The sequence below is a fragment of the Lactobacillus rizhaonensis genome (genome assembly GCF_036246345.1).
Classification (GTDB): Bacteria; Bacillota; Bacilli; order Lactobacillales; family Lactobacillaceae; genus Lactobacillus; species Lactobacillus rizhaonensis.
Genome location: NZ_BTTV01000005.1, coordinates 1 through 25,618, shown reverse-complemented (window position 1 = coordinate 25,618; position 25,618 = coordinate 1). Strand labels below are relative to the sequence as shown.

Genomic DNA, 25,618 nt, shown 5'->3' with positions numbered 1-25,618 from the left:
TTAGCCTGTAAATTAAAGTTTTTTCAAACTTTTTATTTTATTATTCTAAATTCAATGAGCTCTTGTCAAAACCAGCTGACTTAATCTTGTCATCAATTGATGGAGTACCAAGCCAAGTGATCATTTCCTTCATTGAAGCTGTAATTGCTTCAGTACCAGGAAGAAGAAGCTTACGAGGATCATAACCCTTGTTGTCCTTGTCTTCATCTTTATGAGCTTCAAAGTACTTACGAGTAGCAGCTTGGAAAGCTAATTGGAATTCAGTGTTAATGTTAACTTTAGAAATTCCAAGGGAAATAGCCTTCTTAACTTGCTCTTCAGGAATGCCTGAACCACCGTGTAATACCAATGGTACAGAAACTGCATCAGCAATTTCCTTTAAGCGATCAAAGTTCAGGCCCTTCCAGCCTTCTGGGTAAACGCCGTGAATGTTACCAATACCACAAGCAAGTTTATCAACACCTGCGGCTACAAAAGTTTTTGCATCTTCAACAGATGCTAATTCTCCACCATCAGCTCCTTGGTTTTCACCAATTTTACCAATTTCAGCTTCAACTGAAATACCGCGTTCATGAGCCAACTTAACGATTTCCTTGGTTTTAGCTAAGTTCTCTTCAGTTGGTAAAGCATGACCATCAAACATAACGGATGAGTAACCAAGAGCAATACATTCTTTAGCAGCTTCAAAGCTACCATGGTCTAAGTTCAATACAACTGGAACAGAAATGTCCATTGCATCCATTTCGTCTTCAACTAAGTCTTTAGCAACTTTATAGCCACCCATGTACTTAGCTGCACCCATAGAAACCTGAATTAAAACCGGAGTTCTAGTTTCTTCAGCTGCTTGCAAAATTGCACGTGTCCATTCCAAGTTGTTAGTGTTATAAGCACCTACTGCATAATGGTTTTTACGAGCATCCTTAAAGATTTGATTACCATTATCTAAATATGCCATTAAATATACCTCCTAATAAACTTACAGTCATATTGTATCGTATTAATTAAGTATTGAACAATCTTTTATTTGATGAAAACGTTATTTTTGAAAATTTTTACATTTCTTTAGGAGCATTGACACCTAATAGTCGCAAAGCTTCGGTTAAAACAATTGAAGTCGCTTGAACCAGAGCTAACCGAGCGCTTATTTGATCATCATCAACTAAAACCTTGACATTAGCATAATATTTATTAAACTTCTTTGCTAAATCAAGTGCATACTTAGCTATAATTGATGGTTCAAACTTAGCACTGCTGCGAGCAATGATACGAGGGAAGTCGGCTAAAGATTTGGCAACTCCAAAAGACCAGTTATCATCTATCTTAATATTAGAAAGATCGGGTATATGACTTTGTTCAGCAGCCTTGCGCAAAACGCTTTGGGCACGCGCATTTGTGTATTGCACGTAAGGACCAGTGTCTCCTTCGAAACGGACAACTTCATCCAGATCAAAGTCAAAGTTTTCAGTGCGCTCATTCTTCAAGTCATGGAAAATTACTGCTCCAACTCCAACATCATGAGCAACCTGGTCTTTATTAGCCAAATCAGGATTCTTTTGCTCAATCTGCTTTTGTGCCAAATTAACAGCATCCTGTAAAACCTGATCAAGGAAAACAACATTCCCTTTTCTAGTAGAAAGCTTTTTACCATTTTGAGTAATTAAGCCAAAAGGAACATGATAAATTTCGTCAGCCCAATCATATCCCATTTTCTTCAGAACTGTTTTCAGCTCCACAAAATGCTGTGACTGTTCATTACCAACAACATAAAGCATTTTGACAAAATGATATGTGTTTTGACGATAAATGGCTGCTGCCAAATCACGAGTTAAGTAAATACTAGTGCCATCGGACTTAACAATCAAAGCTGGATTTTCATCTTTACCCATGTCAACGACCTGTGCACCGCGAGATTCATGCAAAAGCCCTTTTTCTTTCAATTCATCAATAACCGGCTGCATTTTGTCATTAAAGAAAGCTTCGCCTTTATATGAATCAAAAGTAACTCCGAGTTCTTTATAAATGCGATTAAAATCAGCTAAAGATACGTCACGGAACCATTGCCATAATTTAACTGCTTCTGGATCGCCATCTTCTAATTTTTTAAACCACGCACGTCCTTCGTCATCCAGCTCCGGATGTTTTTCAGCCTCTTTATGAAATTTTACGTAGTATTTAAATAAATTCATGATGGGGTCTTTTTTAACATCTTCTTCAACGCCCCAATGCTTATAAGCAGCAATTAATTTACCAAATTGGGTGCCGTAGTCACCTAAATAATTAATTTTGATAGGTGAATACCCCACCTTTTCCAAAGTCTTAGCGATTGAATTACCAATCACAGTTGACCTTAAATGACCCATAGACATTGGCTTGGCAATATTAGGGCTAGACATATCAATCGGGACGTTACCCTCTCCTAACTTTTGATCCCCAAAGTGCTCTTTTTGCTGCAAAATTTCAGCAAGAGTTTGTGAGATTAATCTGCCATGATCTATTGAAAAGTTAACGTATGGGCCTACAGCTTTGATAGATACAAAATCAGTGCTCTTTAGCTCACTTGCAATATTTTGTGCAATAACTGCAGGATTTTTGTGTTCCACTTTTGCCAAAGCAAAGGCTGGAAATGCATAGTCACCCATGCTTTCATTTTTTGGTCTCTCAATTAACGAATTGATTTGCTCTTTGGAAAGGTCAACCTGTCCAGCAACTAACTCGACAACCTTGTCTTTAAAATCCATTTTTCCCTCCTAAATGCCAAAAAAAGTCTCTCCTTCACTAACATGAAGAAGAGACGAGTATAACCCGCGGTACCACTCTTTTTGATACAAAGTATCCGCTTATTAAATTTTCTATTTGGTTGGTTAGACACGCCTTCAGTCATTTTTCCAGCCTGACTCTCATCAATCTCAAGCTCGCTATATTGGAAAAAATGCCTACTACTTCTAACTACTTTCATCAAATGATTATAACAGTAAATAATGTCTGCGCCAAATTTTTTAGTTATTTTTGATAATTACTTTTGTTCCGGCAGGGATGTTTTCAACTAGCCAGCGAGAATCAGGGATACTTAACCTAATACAACCGTGAGAAGCAGGCTTAACTCCCAACTTTTCAGCTTCTTTAATGTTGTATTTTCCATTGCCTTTCGTTGGAACCGAATGAAAAAGATAAACATTTTCTTTATCCCAACTGGTCCAGTTATTAGCACCTTCATTTAATTCAGGATTATAAAAAGAATCACCACGATCATACTTTATTTTATATGTTCCAGTCGGTGTTAATGACTTATTTTTTTTAAAAAGTCCCGCGCTTGATAACATGGTATATATTCTTTTATTACCACGTAAAATATAAACACGGTTACCTTTAAGCGACACTCTAATTTTTAAATTGTTTTCAGAGTGCTTTATTTTAGGATAAGGCTTAGTTTCACTCGCTTTTTTCCAATTGAAAGGAGAACGCAAATCATTAGGGTCTTGATAGGGACGATAAGATGCAGCAGTTTTTATAACTACTGTTTTCTTATCATCTTTGGCTTTATTACCCACTTTAGGCTGAGTAGGCATAGATATCCGCGCAAGACTGATAGCACATATTAGAATAATGCAAAAAGCAGTTAGAACTTTTAATAGACTCTTTTTCATATAATAACTTTTCTCCAAATCATATTTTGTATTTCAACGGAAAATCTATCCTTTATCAGCATATTGTTTCATTAACTGAGGTAGTATTGCACTTATTTTAGTTGGGCGCACCACGTAATCCATTTTAGCAATCTTATCTCCAGCTAAGGAATGAATATAAATCGCTGCCAGCACTGAATCTAGCTTGCCACCAAACTGTGCTATAAAACCACCAATTATCCCTGCTAAAGTATCTCCCATTCCACCGGTGGCCATACCAGGATTACCGACAGGATTTACAAAAATTTCTTTAGTACAAGTATAAACATGAGTGTGATTTGATTTTAAAACCAAAATAACATTTTGAATAGGAAAAATCTTTTTTAAAGCACTTAAATTAGCACTATCAGTTTGATAAGGAATTCTAATTTGACTTAAACGCTGCCATTCCATTTGATGAGGCGTTATAACAATCAAGCCAACATTGGTCGGAATCAGCTTAGGGTCTTGTCCAATCAGGTCCAAAGCATTTGCATCCAAAACTAGTGTTTGACTTGGGAAAACATTCTGACAAAGAGTAAACATCATTTGATGAGCAAAAGAATTAGTTCCTAATCCTGGTCCACAAACAATAACATCCATTTTAGTGATTAAATTTAATAAGTTCCGATCACGCCAATCGATGAACATCACCTCAGGATTACGAGCATGTAGTGCATTCAAGTTAACTGGATGGGTAGCTACTGAAATAAGACCTGCACCACTATTAAGCGCAGCTTCAGCTGCCATGATGATTGCACCACCATAATTTTCATTGCCCCCAATTAGCAGGATTCTGCCATAATTACCCTTATGTGAATTACTGGGGCGTTTTTTAATTACTTTTGTCAAAATCTTTTCAGTTATTTCAGACATTATTAACCTCCAAACAGCCAACGCCAAAATCGAATTAAAAAGTTAACTTTATTAGTTGATTGTAATGCCTGAGCTGGTAAAAGTAAGCCATTAGGCTGTTGCAGCGAAATAATTTTATTTTTACCGGCTTTAAAGTAATAATAATTAATTCTTTGCCCCTCTTTAATGGGAGCTTCAACAACTTTTGCCATTAAACCCACTTTAAATTTTGGACCATTTTGTGGTACCCAAATCAGACTCTTATTCTTCATACCAATATTTATTTGTCTGGCTTCTCCGTTATGAACTTCTACATTAGTGTGACCTATAATTACCTCATTACGTTGAAAAACTAGGGACTGATAGTTCTGATAGACATAGTCAAGGAGCTTACCAGTCTGAATAAAACGCGCTGGGTCTGTATTGGTTAAATGTTTTGCTCCCATTATCACCGTGATGATTCTGCCGCCTTGATGGCGTGCAGTTGCAATGAAGCAAGCACCAGCAGCATCTGTTGTTCCTGTCTTTAATCCATCAATCTTAAAGCGTTTATGGTACTGCGGCATTCCTTTTAACATCCAGTTAAAATTGCTCATTGGTATAGCCATTTTTTGGTCAATAAAATTCATTTTAGCAATGTTAGTAGTTTTGAGCACTTCCGGAAAATCTTGAATCAAATGCTGCCCTATGATTGCCATCTCTTTAGCCGACAACATATTTTCGGCATTTTTATCTGCATCTGGATAGCCATCGTTACCCACACTCTTATTAGGTAAACCGCAAGTCGTATAAATCTGATCGCTCTTAATACCCCATTTATTTAGTTGTTGTCTCATTTGCTTGACAAAAGCTACTTGGGAACCACTGACTGCCTGTGCTAACATCATTGCGGCTCCATTAGCCGATTCAATTAATGTTGCCTGATACAACTGCCTGATCGTATAGGTATGTTTCATACGCAACGGAACGTTGGAATATTCTCTGTTACTTGCAACAGCAAAAATCTGCTGAGTTGGCGTTACCTTAGTATCCCAGTTTATTTTATTTTGATCAATCGCCTTTAGTGTCAAATAGACGGTCACCAATTTAGTCATCGAAGCTATAGGTAATTGCTTATTAATGTTTTTACCATACAGCAACTGTCCTGTTTTACTGTCTATAGCAATTGCCGCCTTGGCATCAATGTTGACTTCATTCTTATTATAGTTATCAGGTAACTTTGGGGCTGCTTTTACATCCACAGGAACCACTAAAATTAATAAACTGATAAAAATTAAAATGATTGCTTTAGCTTTCTTTTTCAAGTACAAATCACCCTTTCCTGATTTTTTTAAATTATTTTACGTTTTATGATTACATTTTACCAAATTTTTGGTATGATTATTACTGTGCTAAAAATAATAAGCCCCGATGGCGGAATTGGCAGACGCGCAGCGTTCAGGTCGCTGTTTAGGTAACTAAGTGAAAGTTCGAATCTTTTTCGGGGCATTTGTGTAGTAAGAGCTAATCTCTAGGGATTAGCTCTTTTGCTGTTTTACTATTTTTATGATGCACAATCAAAACAAGCAGAAACTTCAAAGACCCTGTCTCCCCCTGAATTATCTGACCTCAATGATGACAATGAGATAATCCTCATATGTTGCAAACAATAATATATTTTTTTAAATTTTTTTGTGTGGCATGCCTTGAAACTGATTTTTTCATTTATAGAAATATTGAAATTTGAAATTTTAAATTGTAACTAGTATTTTTATAATAAAAAATATTTTAATATGTACTTTAATGATTATTTTGTATTAAAATTAATACAAAAGGAGGCACAGTCATGCAAAAACGATTAACAAAATCCAAGGATAAAGTTATATCCGGCGTATTTGGCGGTGTTGCAGAATATTTTGGTTGGGATAAAGCGTGGACCAGAATTGGTGGTGCAGCATTAATACTATGTACAACCTTTCCTGGACTGCTTTTATATATTATTGCTGCTATTGTAATGCCTGAAAAAAATCGTCATGATGATACTCTTGATGGTGAATTTCACAAGCCTTAAACAGATTATAAAAATATAATTTAATTTCAACACATTATTTAAGTCTTTCAAAACTAAATTAACATGAGATTAGCTAAAAATCCAAGTATATATGGGCAAAACTGCTCAGTTATACTTGGATTTATTTTTTAGTTAAGTTGACCTTTTTTTAATTAAAGAATATGATTTATACAATAATTTACTTAAAGAAAGGTTAGCGTATTATGAGCTTAGACGTTAATATACTTCCCTCCGACTACATTGATTTGTCTATTGGAGATTTTCGTTCTGGAATAAACAAAAGAATAATTGATAAATTGGTAAAAAGAGTTGAGAATGCTGGAAATGGATATACTCCGGGTTTGGGACTGCCTAAACTGAGAGAAAAAATTGTGTCATACTACAGTGAGACCCACGGTATCAAGGATATTGACATCAATAATATTCAAATAACCGTTTCATGTCTACATGGTGCTTTTTTATCATTAAAATCTCTCATCAATACTAAATCCGATGAAATTATTGTTGTTGCTCCTTTTTTCCCTTCATATTTAAATTTAATTGCGGGAGTTGGCGCAACTCCAGTAATCGTTAAATCAGAAGCACCCACTTTTGCACTGCCAATTGAGCAAATCAAAAAAGCCGTAAATGCAAATACTAAGGCCATCATTATTAATTATCCTAACAATCCTACTGGAGCCAGTTTGTCGCAAACGGACCGAGAATTCTTGAATAATCTCTGTGAAGAGAAAAATATCTTTGTGATTGACGATCATGTTTACAGCGATTATCCCAGTAAATATCAATACCAGCCAATCTCAACTGATATTTCCCATCAAATTTTAGTAAGCAGCTTTTCCAAAAGTTTTGCCATACCAGGAATACGTCTTGGCTATGTCATTGCACCAGCCAATATTATTGAGCGGGACGGCTTTTATAATGAAGGGATCACTTTCAGTGCCCCGACTATTAGTCAATTCATCGGGGAAATTATTTTGGAAGAACCAGAGAAATATACCCACCATATCGCAGAAATCAAACAGACCGGTGCAGAATTAACCAGACTTTTTGCTTCGAGTAAGTATTTTCCTTCCTCCTCATACATGGGCGGTTTATACATGTTTATTGAAGTACCAGAGGCTATCAAGGATATTGACTTATACTATAAATTGCTGGAAGAACACTTTCATGTAATTGTGGCCAAGGGAAGTGATTTCCAATATTCAGACAGATACTTCAGAATTTCCCTATCAACTGAAAAAAAAGTTTTATTAAAAGGTGTGCAAAAAATTATTGATTGTGTAGATTATACCTTAAATTATAATAAACAGAAGGCATAAAATTAAAATTTTAATTACTTTGAACAAATAAATTCAAGATTGGTATATTAAAAAGCAGCTCATCAATTGCTAGATAGAATTTTAGCAATTGATGAGCTTTTTTATTTTACCTAATTTTTTACTTGCACCTCATAATTAATCTTAAATCGTTTAGTTAAATAAAATAAAAATGATACCGAAAGAATATCGGTATCATTTTTAATTATATTGGGTTTTGTTTATGCACGAATGTGCAGTTTTTCCAATATTGGAATGATTTTGTTTCCTAAAATTTTCTGTGCTAAATTAGACTTGATAGCCGCAAAGCCATAAAACAAGCAACCCACAACTACCGCGACAAAAACAATGACAAGTGACTGTAAACTGCTTGCAGGATTTAAGAACAACTCCAATCCTTTTTCTACTGCCAAAACCAGCAAAAACATAATAACTGAAAAAGCAGTAATGCCGATAAAGCGTCGTCTTGTGCGATCCTGATTGAAATTGTAATTAATCTTAAGGTGCTCTATTGCCATAAAGATAATGACAAGCATTCCTAAATTAGTTGCAATCAATGGACCAAATATTTTAAATACGTAAATCATGGGGTATTGCATTAAAATTTTAATGATTAATCCTAATACTAAATATTTAATTGCAAGTCCATTTTCAGATAGACCTTGTAAAATAGCCATCAATACCGTAAATAAGCCCAAACTGATAGCTGTAAAGGAAGAAAGGTAAAGTACATTTGAACCCAGTTTGTCGTAACCGTAAAAGATTGTATAGATAGGTGTAGAAATAGCTGCCATGCCAAAAGAAGCGGGAATCATGACAAATAAAAATAAATCTAAAGTATTGCCAATTTGGTCAGAAATTGCACGAAAATCATGCTTAGTGTGAGCTGCAGACAATAGCGGAATTGTCGTCACAGCCATAGCACTTGCTAAAGATACAATGATCATTATCAACTTATTGGCATTAAGCGCAAATAACGCATACCAAGTTTCAATTGTATTATTAGTTGCACTAACCAAACTCGAGATAATGGGGTGAAAGCTATATTGATCTACCAGATAAAAAAGTTGAATACCTGCATCAATGATAATAAAAGGAATTGCCTGGGCAATTATTTCAGCAAAAAGAGCAGAAGTTGAAACCTGAATTTCATTATTGGAATTTTCAACCAACTCGTTAAGCTTATTACGTCTAGACAGCAAAAACCACGTTAAAATGGCTATGCCAAAAACCGCTCCAATCGCAGCAGCCAAATTTGATTGCACCACTGCATCTACAAAATTACCATGCTGTACTTGCATAATAATATAAGCAGTTAATAACATCCAGATTACTCGTGCCAACTGTTCTACAAACTGAGACATTGCTGATGGCATCATGTCCTCGTAGCCCTGAAAATATCCCCTCATAATACTTAATACAGGGATAATTAAGATAGCATAGGACAGGCTCCTCATTACCCTTACCTGTCTCGGATCAATTTGTGAACCATTAGAAGCTAAAAAAGGTGAAGCAAAATACATCACTGCTGCAGAAATAATTCCCAAAAATACCATTAGTATTAAGCCGCGATGAAAAAGTTTACGACCAACTCCGTATTCATTAAGTGCATTATATTTTGCCACCTGTTTAGCAACAGCACCAGGAATACCAGCAGTGGATATTAAAATAAAAATACTATAAATGTTATAACTTCTGGCAGTTAATGCATTGGCAATATTACCATAGGGCGACATCCAATAAAACCACGGAATAATATAGAGAGCACCCAAAATACGTGATGTAATAGAGCCGAAAGTCATCCACGCACTGCCCTTAATGAAGGTATTTTGTGTATTTTGTTCAGATAAATTATTTTCTTTCATTAAAGTTCCCTAAATCTAGTCTACTAACTATATTATTGTGAATGAAAATGGACAATTAACAACAAATATACTTTGCACTTTAGGAAAAATTAACTTTATTTAGCTACAATATTGACAATCTTATTCGGTACAACGATGACTTTTTTAATATCTTTGCCTTCTAAAAATTTCTGTACGTGAGGAAGGGCCAGTGCTTGTTTTTGAGCTTCGTCTTTATCCATGTCAACAGCGGCCTTAAAATTGCCACGCAATTTGCCATTCACTTGCACCATGATTTCGACTGTTGATTCAACTAGTTTGGCTGAATCATAAGTTGGCCATTTTGCAAAAGTTACGGATTGCTCATGTCCAAATATTTGCCAGATTTCTTCCATCATGTGAGGAGCAATTGGGGCCAAAAGCGTAATAAAGCCTTCAGCATATTTTTTTGGAATCGTTTTTGCTTTTTGCGCAGCATTAACAAAGACCATTAATTGAGAAATTGCAGTATTGAAATGTAAATCATCAAAATCTTCAGTTACTTTTTTAACAGTTTCGTTATAAATTTTATCTAAAGTACCATCATTTTCATCCACAATATTTTCTTGTGGTATGGCTTTAAGATCCAGATCATTAACAAACAGACGCCAAACTCTGTCTAAAAACTTCTTGGTTGAAGCAGGACCATTATCATCCCAGTCAATAGATGCATCTAGTGGACCCATGAACATTTCATACATTCTAAGACTGTCTGCACCATATTCATCAATCACATCATCAGGATTAACTACATTGCCTTTGGACTTGGACATTTTATCATGATCTTTCAGGATTAATCCTTGGTTGAATAATCTTTGGAATGGTTCTTCATTAGGAATAACACCTAAATCATACAGAACCATATTCCAAAATCTGGCATAAAGCAGGTGCCGGACAGCATGTTCTGCGCCACCAATATAAAGATCAACTGGCATCCATTTCTTTAGCATTTCGTAATCAGCCAACTTATTGTCATTATGCGGATCAACAAAGCGTAGGAAATACCATGATGAACCTGCCCAATTAGGCATGGTATTAGTTTCTCTCTTACCTTTCCGACCATTTTTGTCAACAACATTTACCCAATCCTGCAAGTTTACCAATGGACTTTCAGGTGTACCTGACGGCTTAATGTCGGTAGCGTGAGGTAAAACAAGAGGTAATTCATCTTCCGGAACCAATGTAGTTTCTCCATCTTCCCAGTGAATTACTGGAATTGGCTCACCCCAATAACGCTGACGACTAAATTCCCAGTCACGTAATTTGTAATTAACCTTTTTCTCTCCAGCGTGGTGTTCAGTAAGCCAACCAACAATTTTATCCTTTGCTTCAGCATTATTGAGCCCATTTAGAAACTCAGAATCTATATGAGGACCATCACCAGTATATGCTTCTTGTGCAACATCTCCGCCCTTAATAACTGGTTTAATAGGCAAATTGAATTTCCGGGCGAACTCATAATCACGGGTGTCGTGAGCTGGGACAGCCATTACGGCACCAGTACCATAACTGCCAAGAACATAATCAGCAATCCAAATAGGAATTTCTTTGTTGTTTACAGGGTTAATGGCATAAGCGCCCGTAAAAACTCCAGTTTTGGTTTTATTTAAATCTGTTCTTTCAAGGTCGGACTTAGATTCAATTTGCTTAATATAGGCGTTAACTTCATCTTTTTGACCGTCGGTCATTATTTTCTGGACTAATTTATTTTCAGGGGCTAAAACAGCATAGGTTGCACCAAATAAAGTATCTGGACGGGTACTAAAGACATCAAAAGTCTCATTAGAATTTTTGACCTTAAAAGTAATTTGTGCACCTACTGAACGACCAATCCAGTTACGTTGCATTTCTTTAATATTTTCTGGCCAGTCAAGATTATCCAAGCCAGCTAAAAGACGATCTGCATATTTAGTTATTCTCAGCATCCATTGCTTCATGTTGCGCCGATAGATAGGATAGCCGCCGCGTTCAGTTTTACCATCAACAATATCTTCGTTGGCAACAACTGTACCTAAATCTGGTGACCAGTTAACCGGTGCTTCTGCTTCATAGGCCAAACCATTTTTATACATTTGCTCAAATGTCCATTGGGTCCACTTGTAGTATTTAGGATCACAGGTTGCAAGCTCCCTGTTCCAGTCATATGAGAACCCCAGAGTATTGAGCTGCCGTTTGAAATTGGCAATATTTTCAGTAGTAACAACTGCCGGGTCTTGTCCAGTTTGGAGAGCATACTGTTCAGTCGGAAGGCCAAAAGCATCCCAACCCATTGGGTGCAGTACATTATACCCCTGACTCCGTTTCATCCTTGCAATGATATCTGTTGCTGTGTACCCCTCAGGGTGTCCTACGTGAAGTCCTTTACCCGATGGAAAAGGAAACATATCTAAAACATAATAATTTTTCTTTTTGGGATCGTTACCTGTTTTAAAAGTTTGATTTTTTTCCCAGTAATCCTGCCATTTTTTTTCAACAACTTTGTGATTGTACATATTTTTACCTCATAAAAAAAGTCCTATGAAATTCTTTCATAGGACGAATAATCGCGGTACCACCTAAGTTCCACGCCCAAAGCGCGACACTTCTTGCCCCTTAACGCGGATAGCAAACGTTAGAATTGTTCCAGGCTCAGTTCACAATCTTATTTTCAAGTCTTGCACCCTCCGACTCTTCTCTATAGAAAACAAAAACTGCTACTAATTCCTGATCTTTATTTTTTGACCAATAATGATTATAATTTACCACAAATGCAAAAAAAAACAAGGGGAGAAAATTTTTGAACAAAACGATACAAACAAAGAGAGACACAATAATACCTGCGACCATATTTTTGATTTTGTACGCGATCTGGGCAATTTTAGTTGCTTCTGAAAATCAATTTATTCACAATTTTGACCAAACAATGATTAATATTATCTGCAATAACAATCCTTCTGCAATCAAATTTGCGACAACTTTTACTAATTTAGGCAATACTAATGTTATCCTAATTGAGACTATAATCCTGGTAATTATTTTAGCTCTTTGCAAAAAATTCGCGTGTGCGGTTTTTACTGCTGGAACTATGATAGGTGCTAACGGCTATAACTGGATCATCAAGCATGCAATTGCAAGGCACAGACCATATACTGAACATCTCGTTGCAGCTCATGGTTACAGTTTTCCCTCAGGTCACTCTGTTGGCAGTGCTGCTTTATTTGGAATTTTAATTGTTCTAACAATTTTATTAATCAAAAATAAGGCTGTTAAAACTGTCTTATGTCTTGTCTGGGCTTGTTTTCCAATACTAATTGGCTATACCCGAATTTTCAGTCATGTCCACTATCCTTCCGATGTAGTTGGCGGTTTTTTAGAAGGAATTGCATTTATCTTAATTGGATACTCTTTTCTTTATCATTATTATTTAGAAAGCCAAAGAGCACAAAGTAATTTATACTAAGTAAAAAGGATTCAAACCGATTTAAAAGTTTTGAATCCTTTTTTATGTCAAAATTATATTAATCCAGCGCTAATCGCTCAATGACCTTTTTGTAAGCAGGATATTGTTTGAGTAAATCTCCTTTTTTAAGCAGTTCAAAGTCGTGATAATCAAATCCAGGCGAAACTACACAGCTCACTAAACAAAAACTATCTGGTTTTACGACTTCAGATGCAAAAATGGTATTCTTCGGAACTCTAAATTGCATTCTTTCACCTGCAGAAACATTTTTGCCTAATTTAATAGCTGAATATTTACCATCTGGAGTAATACAATGAATAGTAATCGCTTCTCCATCATGGTAATACCACATTTCATCATGATTCAAGCGGTGAAAGTGGGAGCAGCTTGTGTCATCAAGTAAAAAATAGATGGAAGTATAATAAAAGCGCTCTGCTTTACTATCTTCATCATAAAACTGCTTATCACTCGCATAAACTTGCCTGAACCAACCCCCTTCTTGGTGAGGTTCAAGATTTAATGCTTTGATATAATCGTCACGTTTCATTTTTTCTCCTTAACAAAAATACAAATTATATATACAAATTTAACGCATTTTTGCTTTAAAGTCAGCTAGTAATTATTTAGATAGAAGTTAAGAACTTATAAAAATTTAAGCTTGATTGATTAAATTAATCTTGCAATAACAAATATTATATGAACTTTTTATTGCAATAAAAGAAAAAATATTATATTATCAAGTAATTAAATGTTGACACTTAAAAGGTACTGTGTTAGTGCCGTGACATTAATTTTAATATTAAAGTCATATAAAACTGCTAGATCAATAATTTTAATCTAGCGGTTTTTTTAAACCTAGATTAAGAGGTGACCAAAAATGCCGTACATGAAGTTAAAAGTTAAGCAAATGCTCAAAAGTAAATTTACCTGGATCAGTCTGATAGCTATTCTAGTAGGTTGCCTCTCTTTTTGGGCAAAGAATTATTATGCTAGCAAGTCTGACAGTATGGAACTTAGTACTGCAAAAGCTAATGTAGCTATTCAAAAGAAAAACGTCATATATTTTCAAAAAGAACTCAAACAGAAAAAATTAGATGAGGACAATAAGAAGCAAATAAGAAAAAGTCTAAAGAGTTCCCAATCAGATATAGCTGAAAAACAAAAACTCATTAAGGCCCTCCAGTCCAAAGATTGGCAAAAAGCCTATCCGATCATGATTAAAGAAGCCAAATTTTGGCTTGCTGATGCTAAGAAAAATGGCTCAGATAGTGAAGCCGTTGCTATAAGTAAACGTGATTTATTGGAACTGCAAACATTAGCTAAACAACATTTACCAAAAGAACAGACTATTAATCCAGTAAAAGGCAGTTTCTTTCTTATTTTTGTTATGGAACAATTCTTACCTATACTTGTAGTCCTAGCCGTTATTTTTGTTCTGGTAAAAATATTTGCAAGTGATTACTTTGATCGTATGAGGTTAGGCAATTTATTACCGCAAAATAGATTGGTATTAAGCGAATTTTCTACTGGTTCTTTAATGGGTTTCTGTTATTTTCTCGTTACCTTCTTGTTGATTTTTTTGATACCTAGTCTTTTTGCCGGAACTGGAAATTTTTATTATCCAATTGCGGGCATGAACCCTGTGACTAAAGAATATATTTTTATTCCAATGCATCAACTCTTGTTGCCAATTTTACTGTTAGAATTGTTAAGTTTTATCTTTATCTCAGGCATGGTGTTATTTTTCGTTCAGTTTTTTAAGAATCCTATTATTGCGTTACTTTTTTCTGTACTGATATTGGTTGGAGGTATGGTTATCCCACAATATATAGTAGCTGAACGGAGTTTTGCTCAGTTCATTCCGATGAGCTACTTCTTTGCTTTACAACCAGTGAATGGCATGTTTGGTATCAGTAATTCCTATGTCATCGCAGATGAAACGAAATTGGTAACTTATCCGCAAGTAAATTTTACTAACGGTGTAATTGTTTTACTAGTAGGAATATTAATTCTTTTGCTTCTAAATTACTTTGTCGCCGAAAAAGCACAAAAAGGAATAAAAACAAGTTAACTATATCAATATTATCTTAAAACGTTTAAACTATCTTTTTAATTTTTATATAAAGAGGTGAGAAAAATGCCATATTTTAAGTTACAAATCAAACAGGTGCTCAAAAGTAAATTTACCTGGATTAGCCTTTTAGCCATTTTACTTGGATGTTTTTATTTTTGGATAAAAAACTACAATTCGCGCTATATTAATCCGCGCATAATAGAAGCTAAAGAAAATATAGCTCTGGAAAAGAAAAATGTCAGATATTATCAAAAACAGTTACAAAAAGCTAATTTGACCAAAACAACCCGCAGTCAAATTGAACTGGATCTGGCTGAAAATAAGTCATCCATGAAAGAATTTAAGACCTTAATTAAGGCAATTCAAACAAATAAGTGGCACAAGGCTTATCAAATCATAATAAAGCAAGAAAAATACAATCTTGCTGATGCAAAACGTAATAATGTCAGTAAAGATAATATACTGGCAATTGAAAGTAATATTCAAAAATTACAGTATCTGGCACGAAATAACTTACCAGAAGAAAATGAACATTATTCTGTTAAAGGTGGCTTTTTTATATTAGAAATGATGCAGGAAGTCTTACCCCCTTTAGCAGTTTTAGCCATAATTTTTATTCTGATCAAGTTATATTCGTCCGGTTTTTATGAACGGATGCGTCTAGAAAATCTTTTACCGCAAAAAAATCATTTGCTGATTGAATTTGGCACTGGTTCATTAATTGGATTCGGTTATTTCTTAGCAACATTTCTATTGCTTTTTATTATTCCAAGTATATTTTTTGGTACTGGTAACTTTAAATATCCGATGATGGGCATAGACGCAGTAACTAAACGGAATATCTTCATTCCAATGTATCAGTTGTTTTGCCCTACTTTAATTTTAGAATTATTTTGCTTTATGTTCATTGCAAGTGTGGTTTTGCTTTTCGTACAAGTATTTAAAAACCGTCTGTTGGCATTATTCATTTCCGCTCTAATATTAGTTGGTGGTATGATTCTCCCACAATATGTAGTAGCAGCGAGAATTTTTGCCCAATTCATCCCCATGAGCTATTTTTTCTCCTTACAACCAGTAGTTGGTATGTTTGGCATTAGTAATGCATATGTCTTTGCTGATGAAACCAAATTAGTTACTTATCCGCAAGTTAATTTTACTAATGGCATGCTAGTTTTAGCCCTAGGAACTATTATCCTGTTATTTTTAAACTACCTCACCGCACAAAAAGCCCAAAAAGGGAGGAAAACAAAATGATTGAAATTAAAGATTTAACCCTTACATTACGTGAACCCATACTCAAAAATGCCAATTTTAACTTTCAAAATGGCAAAATATATATGCTTCATGCACTTAATGGCACTGGTAAAACAAGTGTCCTCAGAACTATGGTCAGCTTACTGGCACCAAGTTCAGGCCGAGTCTTGTTTGACGGTAAGCCCTTCGCTAACGTCAAGAGTCAGGTTTTTTACCTGGAAACTTCTGACTGGTTTGACAAAAATCTTTCGGGGTTCGATTATATGCAATTTGTTAAAAACGAGTGGCATTCAAACCAGGATCTACAAGATATAATAAACCGCTGGGGAATGAATAATTATATCAAAACTGCAATTAGAAAATATTCATTGGGTATGAAGCAAAAATTGGTGGTTGCCCTTTATGAGTTAAGCGATGCCCAGTACTTACTAATGGATGAAATTAACAATGGCCTGGACAGTGACAGCCGTCAGATTCTGTATCAAGAATTGGTCAATTTAGCAAAGCAAAACAAGCTTATTATTATGGCTTCTCATTATCAAGAAGAAGTAACAGGAATTGTTGATGATACTTTGACATTAAAGCACCACCAATTAGTTCGAGGATAGAGCTATGGCCTATTTCGAATTACAATTTAAAAAAGTATTTAAAAATACTTTGACATGGCTAATTTTAAGTATAGTGCTAATATGTGCAGGGTTTATTCTAGGCTATAATGCTTTAAAAGGTGATCAAACTACAATCCGTTACCAAATAAATCAAGATTTAAGCAAGCAGAAACAGTCCCAAGCTAATTTGCCCACGGTTAAAAATCAAAATAGAAACGAGCGGCAGATATTAAAAGCCCTAGATAATGAAAATTGGAATCATGCATATGAACTGATGATTCGTCAAAATAACAGGCAAGCAGCGCAAGTCAAAATTGGTGGAGCTGATCTCAGACAAGAAATTAAGCAGAAAAATGCCCGTTTGCATGCTCTAAAAAAAGCAAATTTACCAGAACAAAATGAACAGCATCCTAAACAGGGTTGGTTATTCCTATTTAAACTTTCAGAAGGATTTTTGCCTGCAATGATCATCGTTATGCTTTGTTTTATTTTAAGTAATATATTCGCATCAAAGTATGTTGATCATTTAAATCGTGCCGTATTGTTACCAAGCAAGCACAATGCAATCCTTGATATCATTTTAGGATTACTAATTGCTTTTTCACTAACTCTTTTCATCTGTGTTTTAATCTGGGGACTTTGCAGTTTACTTTTCGGTAGTGGCTCACTTTCCTATCCAATTCAAGGAGTTATTTTGTCAGGTAGTTTCAAAAGCACTTATCAACCACTTTCTGTTTGGCTAAAGCCTGCGCTTGTTTTATCTATCTTGGTGTGCATTTTCATCGTGATTTTGTTAATTCTTTTAGCACAGATTACCCGTAATCAGTTAAGTTGTCTTTTCTTAGCACTATTCATACTGTTAGGTGGTGCAATTTTACCATTTATTTTACAATCAACTTCTGGTATTGGTGGAATGGCCAAAACTGCAGTTGTGCAATACATACCAATGACTTACCTGCTTTCAACTCAGGTGGCAAATGGAAACTTAGCAACCAAATTTAACAACCCACAGCTTAATTTTGCTTTTGGTTGTATAGTTCTTATAGTCTCAATTGTCATTCTCACAATCCTCAACTTGTTATGGCCATGGTTTTCAAAACAAATGACAAAATTGACTAAAGGTAATTGAATAAGTTAGAACAAAAGAGTCTGGGAGAAATATTTTCCCAGGCTCTTTTGCTTTTATTCTAAATAAATTTGTCTCATTTTAGTCTTAAAATCAAGCGGCAGATCCAAGCCCTTGATCAAGTAGTTGTCAAAATCACCATAATTTTGCTTAATAGCTCTAAAATATCTTTCTAAATAGGATTTTTGCACAGTTAAAGCTACAGCTACATCTTGTAATTGGGAACTGGTTAATTGGTCTCTCAAGTAATCCAAAATTTCTTGATTTTCTTGTTTTCTAGCCGAAATTGTTTTTAAATAGTCTGCAAAAATTTGGTCATCACTCACGCCCAAGCTTTTCAAAATCAAAGCCGCTGCCACACCCGTACGATCTTTACCGGCAAAGCAGTGAAAGGCAGTCGGAACAGGATCATTAATTAATGTCATCAAAAACTGATGATAACCCTTTTGTGCTGATTTTTGGAGTGCTAATTCTTCATAGGTGGTAAGCATGTCCTCTTCAGCTTGATTATTACCAGAAATAATTTCATCTACACTTGCCTGATTAACTTGAGCGTCTTTTAAAACATCAATTACAACATAATCTAATCCTGACCACAAGTAATCCGGAAATTGCTTTCTTTCTTCCTCGCCCCTGAAATCAAAAACTCTCCTAATTTGATATTTATTCTGTACCTGTTCTTTTTGGTAGGCGCTTAGATTATATAGTTGGCCACACCTAAATAAAAGTCCATCTTTGACTTTTCTTCCATCTGTGCCAACATTTCCACCCAAGGAACGCCAATTTGTAATTTCTCTTGCCATTTTACTGCTCCCGTTAAATTTTATTTTAATAGTTTTTATTATAATTTTTAAGAAAAAATATTTCTACTAAGGAAGATATTTTTAAACAAAAAACCGCTGAACAATTCTGCCAGCGGTGTCATTTAAAATTTGTATTATTAATCATTACTATCTGCTTTTTTATAAATACAGTTAAAAATAACGGAGATAATAATTGCAGCAAGTGAAACGAAGTAAACACCTTTTAAGGCGCTAAACAGCACTTGTCTCAATTGAGGTACTAGGTTTGCAGCCAGCTCCTGCGCCTTAGCTGACGAAACAATTTTATTCATCATACCTTGTGTCAAGTTTGGATGTTTAGCAAGTTGGTTCGCCACAATGGTGTTAAAAGTAATACCGAAAATTGAAACCATCATGGTTTGACCTAAATATCTCATTAAGGTGTTAAAAGAAGTGGCTACACCAATATTTTCTTTAGAAACTAAAACTTGTGAGCGCACCTGTGAAGCAGTTAAAACTCCACCGAAGGAAAAGCCATTTAAGGTAGCAATCACACAGAATACCCAAAACTGAGTATGAATAGGGACAATTAGTAACATACAATCCGCCACTAACAACACTGCTAATAAACCAAAGAAAGTTTTCTTAACACCCCAACGGCTCAACATGCCGCCAATTAAAAATGATCCTACGACCCACATTACAGAACTTGGAGTCACCGCAAAACCGGCGATTGTGGCAGAAGTACCATTAATGCCCTGCATCCAAGTTGGAATATAAAATTCAAAGCCAATAACCACGCCCGCAATTAACAATGTAATCATATTTACAGCTAGAAACTCTCTGCCCTTTAGCATTGAGAGTGGCATTATTGGGTCCTCTGCCTGCTTTTCTTCATGATAGAATATCAGGGCACTGACAACGATTAAAGCGACTAGAGCGGCTAAAATCAGCGGCTTGATTGTTCCAAGATCTTGTAATGTGAACATCAGAGTCAAAAGTAAAACTACTAACCAAAATGTTCCCTTAATATCAAGTTTTGATTTTTTCTTATTTTTGGGTTCCTTTAGGAAAAAGATAATTAATAGTAATGCAATGATCCCGATTGGTACATTAATATAAAAAACCCAGTGCCATGAAAGGTTTTGCACAATAAAGCCACCCAGTAATGGGGCAATAACTGAAGCTACACCCCAAAAGCCTGAATTGAGGCCTAACATCTTCGTTCTTTTTTCAATACTATATAAATCAGCAATGATTGTCATAGCTACTGGCTGAACTGCTCCGGAACCCAATCCTTGAATAACCCGGAATAAAATCAGTTCAACCATATTTTGAGCTTGCCCGCAAAGTGCAGACCCAATTACAAATAACGCTATTCCAAATAGAAAAATTGGTTTACGTCCAATGCTGTCTGCTAATTTGCCATATAAAGGAGTCGATACAGCTGTCATAAACAAAAATATTGAAACAACCCAATTCATAATTTCCAATCCATTTAGATCAGAAACAATTGTCGGCATTGCAGTAGAAACGATCGTACCCTCAATAGCAGTCATAAATGTGGTCATAAAAATCGCAATCATTACTACTCGTACATTTGTTTTCTTCAAAATTACAACTCCCTTACTTATGAAAAAAATTACTTATTTTCGTTAACAAAGTCTAACAAGTCTTGAACTTTATCGGTTTTTTCCCATGGTAAATCAATATCTGTCCGGCCAAAATGACCATAAGCTGCCGTTTGTTCGTAAATTGGCCGTCTAAGATCCAGCATTTTAATGATACCGGCTGGACGTAAATCAAAAGTTTTACGGACAGCTTTTGTCAATAAGTCATCGCTGACTTTTCCTGTTCCTGCCGTATCGATCATAATTGAAACAGGATGAGCAACACCAATTGCATAAGCTAACTGAACTTCACAACGCTCAGCTAGGCCTGCAGCAACTATATTCTTGGCTACATATCTTGCAGCATAGCTGGCACTACGATCAACTTTTGTTGGATCTTTACCTGAAAATGCACCGCCACCGTGACGAGCGTAGCCACCATAGGTATCAACAATAATTTTACGTCCAGTTAAACCTGAATCGCCTTTGGGTCCACCAATAACAAAGCGACCCGACGGATTAATCAAAAACTTGGTCTTTTCATCTAAATATTTAGCAGGTATGACCTTTTTGATAGCGAAATCAATCATAGCCTGACGAATTTCCTGGTTAGAAACTTTATCATCGGTTTGAGTAGAAATAACCACAGTATCAACCCGCTTAGGCTTCTGCTTTTCATCATACTCAACCGTTACCTGGGCCTTAGCATCAGGCCTAAGCCATGTTAAAGTACCATCTTTACGGAGTTTTGCAACTTGCCGCATTAAGCGGTGAGCCAATGAAATTGGTAAAGGCATTAATTCAGGCGTTTCGTTGATTGCAAAGCCAAACATCAAGCCTTGATCACCTGCACCAATTTGATCCAGCTGATCATCATCAGATTGATTTTCACGTGTTTCAAGCGAATGGTCAACACCTTGAGCTATATCCGGTGATTGTTCATCAATATCAATTAAGACAGCACAATTATTGCCATCAAATCCAAGTTCAGGTTTATCATAACCAATTCTCAAAACAGTCTTGCGAACAATGCTTTGAATGTCAACATATGCAGTTGTAGAAATTTCGCCAAAAACATAGACAATTCCAGTATTGACAATAGTCTCACAAGCAACATGAGCTTGCGGATCCTTGGCAATAATAGCATCCAAAATTGCATCAGAAATCTGATCAGCAACTTTATCAGGATGACCTTCAGAAACTGATTCTGAAGTAAATAAACGTTTTTCCATAATAGTCCCCCTATAGACAATAGCTATTCGGTTACAAGGCATCTCCATTAAAGGATCCTCTCAGGACTTGAACCGATTTTTTACTTTTCGTTCTATGTTTTTATATATTATATTGATAATAAAAAAGGCTACCGCAGGTTCGGTAGCCATAGAACGATGGAGGATACAGGGCTCGAACCTGTGACCTCCTGCTTGTAAGGCAGATGCTCTCCCAGCTGAGCTAATCCTCCAAAGTGACCCGTACGGGATTTGAACCCATGTTACCGCCGTGAAAGGGCGATGTCTTAACCACTTGACCAACGGGTCATTGTTCTGAATCAAAGCACATTCAATAGTATACCTATTCTGGAAGAAAATGCAAGGATTCAATTTATTAGTTAAATCAATAAATAATGGCGGCGCGAACTTCCCTTCACACCACCATTATTATGGAGGATACAGGGCTCGAACCTGTGACCTCCTGCTTGTAAGGCAGATGCTCTCCCAGCTGAGCTAATCCTCCATTTTGTTGTTGTCTCTCGACCACTTCTAATAATTTATCATAAGTTTCTTTTTATGTCTACACTTTTTTGGAAATTTTTGCTTGATTCGTGTGATGGGTGTTATTTTGAACAGAATAAGTTAGTTAAATAAGAAATTATTCGTGCTAAAAGTATCATTTTGAAAGCAAAAGTAGTAATCATTTAGAAGTCACTAAGTAACTTTAGCAGTGAGTAAAATAAAATAGTAACACAATATTTTTCTCTACAATCTAAATAAAAGCAAAATTTACTTTTATGTTAAATTATATCCTTTTCATATATTGTAAAAATTTGATACTTTTATATATTGCTAAACTAAATCAATCTGCTATTCATATTCACAACTTTATAAATCTTAGTAACTGAAAAAAATTTCCACAATCAAATATTCAGCATCAAATTGTTCAAAACGAAAAATCATATATTCAAAGTTCAATCTCCAATATGCCTTTTGGTCTTTTTGATTCACTGTACCTTAAAATGCTGTGTATATATTTCTTTTGTTGATTAAGTTTAAGCACAGCCATCATTATAAACTTATATATGAATTCTATTTTTTATTTTTTCATTTAGACTCTTAACACCGAGTCAATGATTCAACTTTTTAAATTGCTATTTCCAATTGTCTATATATAATTCAACAACTTATGCTTAAATCCACCACGATATTTATATTTTATGATCATAAATTATTTTCTATACATTAGCATTCCAAAATATTTGCATTTTAACTTACTTAAAATAGTTTAATTGATAATTGCTTGGACCAATTAGATATTGTTATAGCTTGCTTCAATCAAATAAAAACTACGTAATTTTGTTTCTAGGTACATATTTGTCCTTTTGCACTTTTTTAATATAAAAATACCAAACATAAAAATGATATGTAATGTTCATATGTTTGTCTGCGTAACATAACATTTCTACATTCATATCACTTGGAACCTATTTATTAATAATTTAATATAATATAAATTTTTTATTTATTTGATTGAAAAAACTATCAACTTGGAAACAAGCAAATATACATTACTAAATTGAAAATCCGATTCTTCTAAAGTATTTTTTTCAGTTCACTAACATGATCTATATTTTCTCAAATCATGACTAAAAAAAGCAACTCATTAATTATAATAAGCATTTATTATTATGAAACTAAAAAGAATTTTAATTTGTTTTAATGTGTTACCTCTTTCATAAAAACAATATTAAAAGCAATAATTAAATATTGATAAAAAAGCAAAAATATTTCTAATAATATAAAATTTAAAAAATAGTTACTATTTACGTAACTACAGAGCATTTATTAATTAAAAAGTAGACAATAAATAAATTATTACGCTAAAAACTTCTCCAAATCCCAGATTGTACTTTTAGAATAATTCGGTTCTTAATTTATATATTATTGAACTTTTCGATATGTTTTTCAATGATAACATAACCTTTATTAAGCAAATTGCTTAATTTATAAAAATTTAAAACCACAGTGTTAATATTTCTCAAAGATACCCCAAGCAAAATTACAGTTTTATTATATAATAAAATATATATTTATTATTTATTTTAATTGGAGAACTATATGAACAACAATAATTTTTTTAATAATTTGCCTCAAAGTACGCAAGAAAATTTACTTAACCCTACTGCTAAAAATATTGGTGAAACTTTAGGTGGACTGACAGAATTAATACTATCACCAATTAACATTGCTACAACATTTGTTAATACATACATGAGACAATACAAAAAGTCAATTGTAGATAGAGTAACTAAAATTCCTTTGAAAAATAGAGATCCATCGAAAATAAATCTTGCTATGAAAGCTGTGCAAGACTCTGCATACCAATTAGGTGATAACAATTTAAGAGAGATGTTTGCTAAACTTGTAACAGCTTCTGTTGATAAAAGAAAAAATCAACATTTATCACCAAGGTTTTCAAATGTTTTATCTCAATTTAGTCCGGAAGATGCAATTTTTTTAAAGCAAATTTCAAACAATAGTGATATGATGCCCACTGCCATTTTTGGAATAGAAGTCAAAAAAGGGATATCTACAGAAAATAATGAACATCTTATTAGTGTAAATGATTCGAGTCATGCATGGATTTCAAATGAATTTAGTCTGGATAATTTAATTGCTCTAGGAGTTATCAGACAGACTGATGAAGACCAATTAGGAGACGATGAGGGTATAAAGTTTTATTCTGATATTGAAAAGTCGATTGCTTATTTAGTATGGTCTGCTACTCAATATAGCATAAACCCAGATCAAAAAGCGTGCATAATAAAAGGGTTACTTAGTTTTACAACTTTTGGTAAAGAATTAAAGAATATAGTTTTACCAAAATAAGCAAAATTTATTTTTTTAAGTTCCAAGTATATAACGCTTTATTTTCAATATTTTTATATTTTAATTAATATCCATACTTACCAAAAAATTTCACTTAATCTAATAGTTACTATTTACTTTTAAAATATTTAGTAACTTTTATTTTTTCTTCATAGCGGTATCCGTAATATAATTTACATAAGATTTTTATATCTAGTTATTGTTCTAACTATTAATTCAATAAGAGGAAGAACGCTTACCATACATGGATAGTTTAGAATTGTAAAGAAAATTATTAAGACTAAAAATTACACACTTATAGTACTTTAAATTTATCACTTGGTATGTTAAAAAATAAAGTTAGGAATAGTTCTAAATGATCAGCATTGGAATTTTTAACTAAGTTTTATTGAATATGCAAAACTAAGATAGTGATTTAGGAAGCTCAGTAAATCCATTAAGTTGTTAAAAAATCCCTGAATCAATAAATATTTAAAAATAGATGTAAAATTTTGGCGAACATTGATAAGCAAAAAGCTCATAACATCAACTGTTATGAGCTTTTTTTTACGGAGTGTGAGAGATTTGAACTCTCGATACAGGATTAACCCATATACATGATTTCCAATCATGCTCCTTAAGCCACTCGGACAACACTCCAAATTAACTCCGGCTGTCAGACTCGAACTGACGACATCTTGATTAACAGTCAAGCGCTCTACCAACTGAGCTAAGCCGGAATACTAAAAAGCACGGCAGCGTCCTACCCTCGCAGGCAGTCTCCCACCAACTACTCTCGGCGTGAAGAAGCTTAACTACTGTGTTCGGCATGGTTACAGGTGTTTCCTTCTTGCTCTTGCCACCGTACTTTTTCCTT

Annotated in this window: 19 protein-coding genes, 6 tRNA genes, 1 rRNA gene and 1 riboswitch; of the genes, 9 read left to right on the top strand and 17 right to left on the bottom strand. The window is 34.6% G+C overall.

Annotation, left to right across the window (positions count from 1 at the left end):
- Positions 1-40 precede the first annotated feature (40 nt).
- The 5 genes from fba to AAA915_RS06945 all read right to left on the bottom strand — a co-directional run bounded on the left by fba (position 41) and on the right by AAA915_RS06945 (position 5,827).
- Positions 41-955 (bottom strand): class II fructose-1,6-bisphosphate aldolase, encoded by a 915-nt coding sequence (gene fba / locus AAA915_RS06965; RefSeq protein WP_034980057.1) that lies wholly within the window; start codon positions 953-955, stop codon positions 41-43.
- A 97-nt stretch (positions 956-1,052) separates the two neighbouring features.
- The gene (gene argS, locus AAA915_RS06960) at positions 1,053-2,738 is read right to left on the bottom strand and encodes an arginine--tRNA ligase (RefSeq protein WP_338200975.1); all 1,686 of its coding nucleotides are present in this window, start codon (positions 2,736-2,738) and stop codon (positions 1,053-1,055) included.
- A 258-nt stretch (positions 2,739-2,996) separates the two neighbouring features.
- The gene (locus tag AAA915_RS06955) at positions 2,997-3,644 is read right to left on the bottom strand and encodes a L,D-transpeptidase (RefSeq protein WP_338200973.1); all 648 of its coding nucleotides are present in this window, start codon (positions 3,642-3,644) and stop codon (positions 2,997-2,999) included.
- Positions 3,645-3,689: 45 nt separating this feature from the next.
- Positions 3,690-4,538 (bottom strand): NAD(P)H-hydrate dehydratase, encoded by an 849-nt coding sequence (locus tag AAA915_RS06950; RefSeq protein WP_338200971.1) that lies wholly within the window; start codon positions 4,536-4,538, stop codon positions 3,690-3,692.
- Positions 4,539-4,540: 2 nt separating this feature from the next.
- A complete protein-coding gene (locus AAA915_RS06945; RefSeq protein ID WP_420915117.1) occupies positions 4,541-5,827 on the bottom strand; it encodes a serine hydrolase in 1,287 nt (428 codons plus the stop codon).
- A gap of 94 nt (positions 5,828-5,921) precedes the next feature.
- Between AAA915_RS06945 and AAA915_RS06940 the strand changes: the two genes are divergently transcribed.
- From AAA915_RS06940 to AAA915_RS06930, 3 genes are all read left to right on the top strand, one after another.
- Positions 5,922-6,005 (top strand) — tRNA-Leu (locus tag AAA915_RS06940).
- A 337-nt stretch (positions 6,006-6,342) separates the two neighbouring features.
- Positions 6,343-6,567 (top strand): PspC domain-containing protein, encoded by a 225-nt coding sequence (locus AAA915_RS06935; protein WP_046332364.1) that lies wholly within the window; start codon positions 6,343-6,345, stop codon positions 6,565-6,567.
- A 203-nt stretch (positions 6,568-6,770) separates the two neighbouring features.
- Entirely contained in the window at positions 6,771-7,886 is a 1,116-nt protein-coding gene (locus tag AAA915_RS06930; protein ID WP_338200966.1) for a pyridoxal phosphate-dependent aminotransferase, read from the top strand.
- Positions 7,887-8,104: 218 nt separating this feature from the next.
- Here AAA915_RS06930 and AAA915_RS06925 read toward each other — a convergent pair whose 3' ends face one another.
- Together AAA915_RS06925 and leuS are read right to left on the bottom strand one after the other, a co-directional pair.
- Complete coding sequence (locus AAA915_RS06925) at positions 8,105-9,748, bottom strand: putative polysaccharide biosynthesis protein (protein ID WP_338200964.1); 1,644 nt, start codon at positions 9,746-9,748, stop codon at positions 8,105-8,107.
- 95 nt (positions 9,749-9,843) lie between these two features.
- Positions 9,844-12,258: a leucine--tRNA ligase gene (gene leuS / locus AAA915_RS06920; protein ID WP_338200962.1), complete on the bottom strand. Its 2,415-nt coding sequence runs from the start codon at positions 12,256-12,258 to the stop codon at positions 9,844-9,846.
- 284 nt (positions 12,259-12,542) lie between these two features.
- Between leuS and AAA915_RS06915 the strand changes: the two genes are divergently transcribed.
- Positions 12,543-13,205: a phosphatase PAP2 family protein gene (locus AAA915_RS06915; RefSeq protein ID WP_338200959.1), complete on the top strand. Its 663-nt coding sequence runs from the start codon at positions 12,543-12,545 to the stop codon at positions 13,203-13,205.
- A 58-nt stretch (positions 13,206-13,263) separates the two neighbouring features.
- On the opposite strand, the gene AAA915_RS06910 is transcribed toward AAA915_RS06915, so the two are convergent.
- On the bottom strand, positions 13,264-13,752 hold the full coding sequence (locus AAA915_RS06910; RefSeq protein ID WP_338200957.1) for a cupin domain-containing protein: 489 nt from the start codon (positions 13,750-13,752) through the stop codon (positions 13,264-13,266).
- 330 nt (positions 13,753-14,082) lie between these two features.
- Here AAA915_RS06910 and AAA915_RS06905 point away from each other — a divergent pair, with 330 nt between their 5' ends.
- The 4 genes from AAA915_RS06905 to AAA915_RS06890 all read left to right on the top strand — a co-directional run bounded on the left by AAA915_RS06905 (position 14,083) and on the right by AAA915_RS06890 (position 18,270).
- Positions 14,083-15,276, top strand: coding sequence for a hypothetical protein (locus AAA915_RS06905; RefSeq protein ID WP_338200955.1), 1,194 nt, complete (start codon positions 14,083-14,085; stop codon positions 15,274-15,276).
- A 66-nt stretch (positions 15,277-15,342) separates the two neighbouring features.
- Positions 15,343-16,533 (top strand): hypothetical protein, encoded by a 1,191-nt coding sequence (locus AAA915_RS06900; protein WP_338200953.1) that lies wholly within the window; start codon positions 15,343-15,345, stop codon positions 16,531-16,533.
- Complete coding sequence (locus AAA915_RS06895; RefSeq protein WP_338200951.1) at positions 16,530-17,141, top strand: ATP-binding cassette domain-containing protein; 612 nt, start codon at positions 16,530-16,532, stop codon at positions 17,139-17,141. Before AAA915_RS06900 ends, AAA915_RS06895 begins: the two co-directional genes overlap by 4 nt.
- Positions 17,142-17,145: 4 nt before the next feature.
- Entirely contained in the window at positions 17,146-18,270 is a 1,125-nt protein-coding gene (locus tag AAA915_RS06890) for a hypothetical protein (RefSeq protein WP_338200949.1), read from the top strand.
- Positions 18,271-18,323: 53 nt separating this feature from the next.
- On the opposite strand, the gene AAA915_RS06885 is transcribed toward AAA915_RS06890, so the two are convergent.
- The 6 genes from AAA915_RS06885 to AAA915_RS06860 form a co-directional block, all read right to left on the bottom strand.
- Positions 18,324-19,070, bottom strand: coding sequence for a tyrosine-protein phosphatase (locus AAA915_RS06885; RefSeq protein WP_338200947.1), 747 nt, complete (start codon positions 19,068-19,070; stop codon positions 18,324-18,326).
- 137 nt (positions 19,071-19,207) lie between these two features.
- On the bottom strand, positions 19,208-20,662 hold the full coding sequence (locus AAA915_RS06880; RefSeq protein WP_338200945.1) for an MDR family MFS transporter: 1,455 nt from the start codon (positions 20,660-20,662) through the stop codon (positions 19,208-19,210).
- Between the two features lie 29 nt (positions 20,663-20,691).
- On the bottom strand, positions 20,692-21,891 hold the full coding sequence (gene metK, locus AAA915_RS06875) for a methionine adenosyltransferase (RefSeq protein WP_338200943.1): 1,200 nt from the start codon (positions 21,889-21,891) through the stop codon (positions 20,692-20,694).
- Positions 21,889-21,969, bottom strand: a riboswitch (SMK box riboswitch). It overlaps the preceding gene by 3 nt.
- Positions 21,970-22,048: 79 nt before the next feature.
- Positions 22,049-22,121 (bottom strand) — tRNA-Val (locus tag AAA915_RS06870).
- A gap of 4 nt (positions 22,122-22,125) precedes the next feature.
- Positions 22,126-22,197: transfer RNA gene (locus AAA915_RS06865), tRNA-Glu, on the bottom strand.
- Positions 22,198-22,320: 123 nt separating this feature from the next.
- Positions 22,321-22,393: transfer RNA gene (locus AAA915_RS06860), tRNA-Val, on the bottom strand.
- A 1,598-nt stretch (positions 22,394-23,991) separates the two neighbouring features.
- Here AAA915_RS06860 and AAA915_RS06855 point away from each other — a divergent pair.
- On the top strand, positions 23,992-24,762 hold the full coding sequence (locus AAA915_RS06855; protein WP_338200941.1) for a DUF4393 domain-containing protein: 771 nt from the start codon (positions 23,992-23,994) through the stop codon (positions 24,760-24,762).
- A gap of 549 nt (positions 24,763-25,311) precedes the next feature.
- Here the strand turns inward: AAA915_RS06855 and AAA915_RS06850 are convergent.
- The 3 genes from AAA915_RS06850 to rrf form a co-directional block, all read right to left on the bottom strand.
- Positions 25,312-25,401: transfer RNA gene (locus AAA915_RS06850), tRNA-Ser, on the bottom strand.
- A 7-nt stretch (positions 25,402-25,408) separates the two neighbouring features.
- A tRNA-Asn gene (locus AAA915_RS06845) sits at positions 25,409-25,481 on the bottom strand.
- Positions 25,482-25,491: 10 nt separating this feature from the next.
- Positions 25,492-25,608, bottom strand: a 5S ribosomal RNA gene (gene rrf, locus AAA915_RS06840).
- Between the last annotated feature and the right edge of the window lie 10 nt (positions 25,609-25,618).

Coding starts and splice junctions, on each gene's coding strand:
- AAA915_RS06930 (WP_338200966.1), top strand. CDS start 6,771: ATGAGCTTAGACGTTAATATACTTCCCTCCGACTACATTGATTTGTCT.
- AAA915_RS06910 (WP_338200957.1), bottom strand. CDS start 13,752: ATGAAACGTGACGATTATATCAAAGCATTAAATCTTGAACCTCACCAA.
- fba (WP_034980057.1), bottom strand. CDS start 955: ATGGCATATTTAGATAATGGTAATCAAATCTTTAAGGATGCTCGTAAA.
- AAA915_RS06890 (WP_338200949.1), top strand. CDS start 17,146: ATGGCCTATTTCGAATTACAATTTAAAAAAGTATTTAAAAATACTTTG.
- AAA915_RS06895 (WP_338200951.1), top strand. CDS start 16,530: ATGATTGAAATTAAAGATTTAACCCTTACATTACGTGAACCCATACTC.
- AAA915_RS06905 (WP_338200955.1), top strand. CDS start 14,083: ATGCCGTACATGAAGTTAAAAGTTAAGCAAATGCTCAAAAGTAAATTT.
- leuS (WP_338200962.1), bottom strand. CDS start 12,258: ATGTACAATCACAAAGTTGTTGAAAAAAAATGGCAGGATTACTGGGAA.
- AAA915_RS06925 (WP_338200964.1), bottom strand. CDS start 9,748: ATGAAAGAAAATAATTTATCTGAACAAAATACACAAAATACCTTCATT.
- AAA915_RS06950 (WP_338200971.1), bottom strand. CDS start 4,538: ATGTCTGAAATAACTGAAAAGATTTTGACAAAAGTAATTAAAAAACGC.
- AAA915_RS06885 (WP_338200947.1), bottom strand. CDS start 19,070: ATGGCAAGAGAAATTACAAATTGGCGTTCCTTGGGTGGAAATGTTGGC.
- AAA915_RS06935 (WP_046332364.1), top strand. CDS start 6,343: ATGCAAAAACGATTAACAAAATCCAAGGATAAAGTTATATCCGGCGTA.
- argS (WP_338200975.1), bottom strand. CDS start 2,738: ATGGATTTTAAAGACAAGGTTGTCGAGTTAGTTGCTGGACAGGTTGAC.
- AAA915_RS06955 (WP_338200973.1), bottom strand. CDS start 3,644: ATGAAAAAGAGTCTATTAAAAGTTCTAACTGCTTTTTGCATTATTCTA.
- AAA915_RS06855 (WP_338200941.1), top strand. CDS start 23,992: ATGAACAACAATAATTTTTTTAATAATTTGCCTCAAAGTACGCAAGAA.
- AAA915_RS06900 (WP_338200953.1), top strand. CDS start 15,343: ATGCCATATTTTAAGTTACAAATCAAACAGGTGCTCAAAAGTAAATTT.
- metK (WP_338200943.1), bottom strand. CDS start 21,891: ATGGAAAAACGTTTATTTACTTCAGAATCAGTTTCTGAAGGTCATCCT.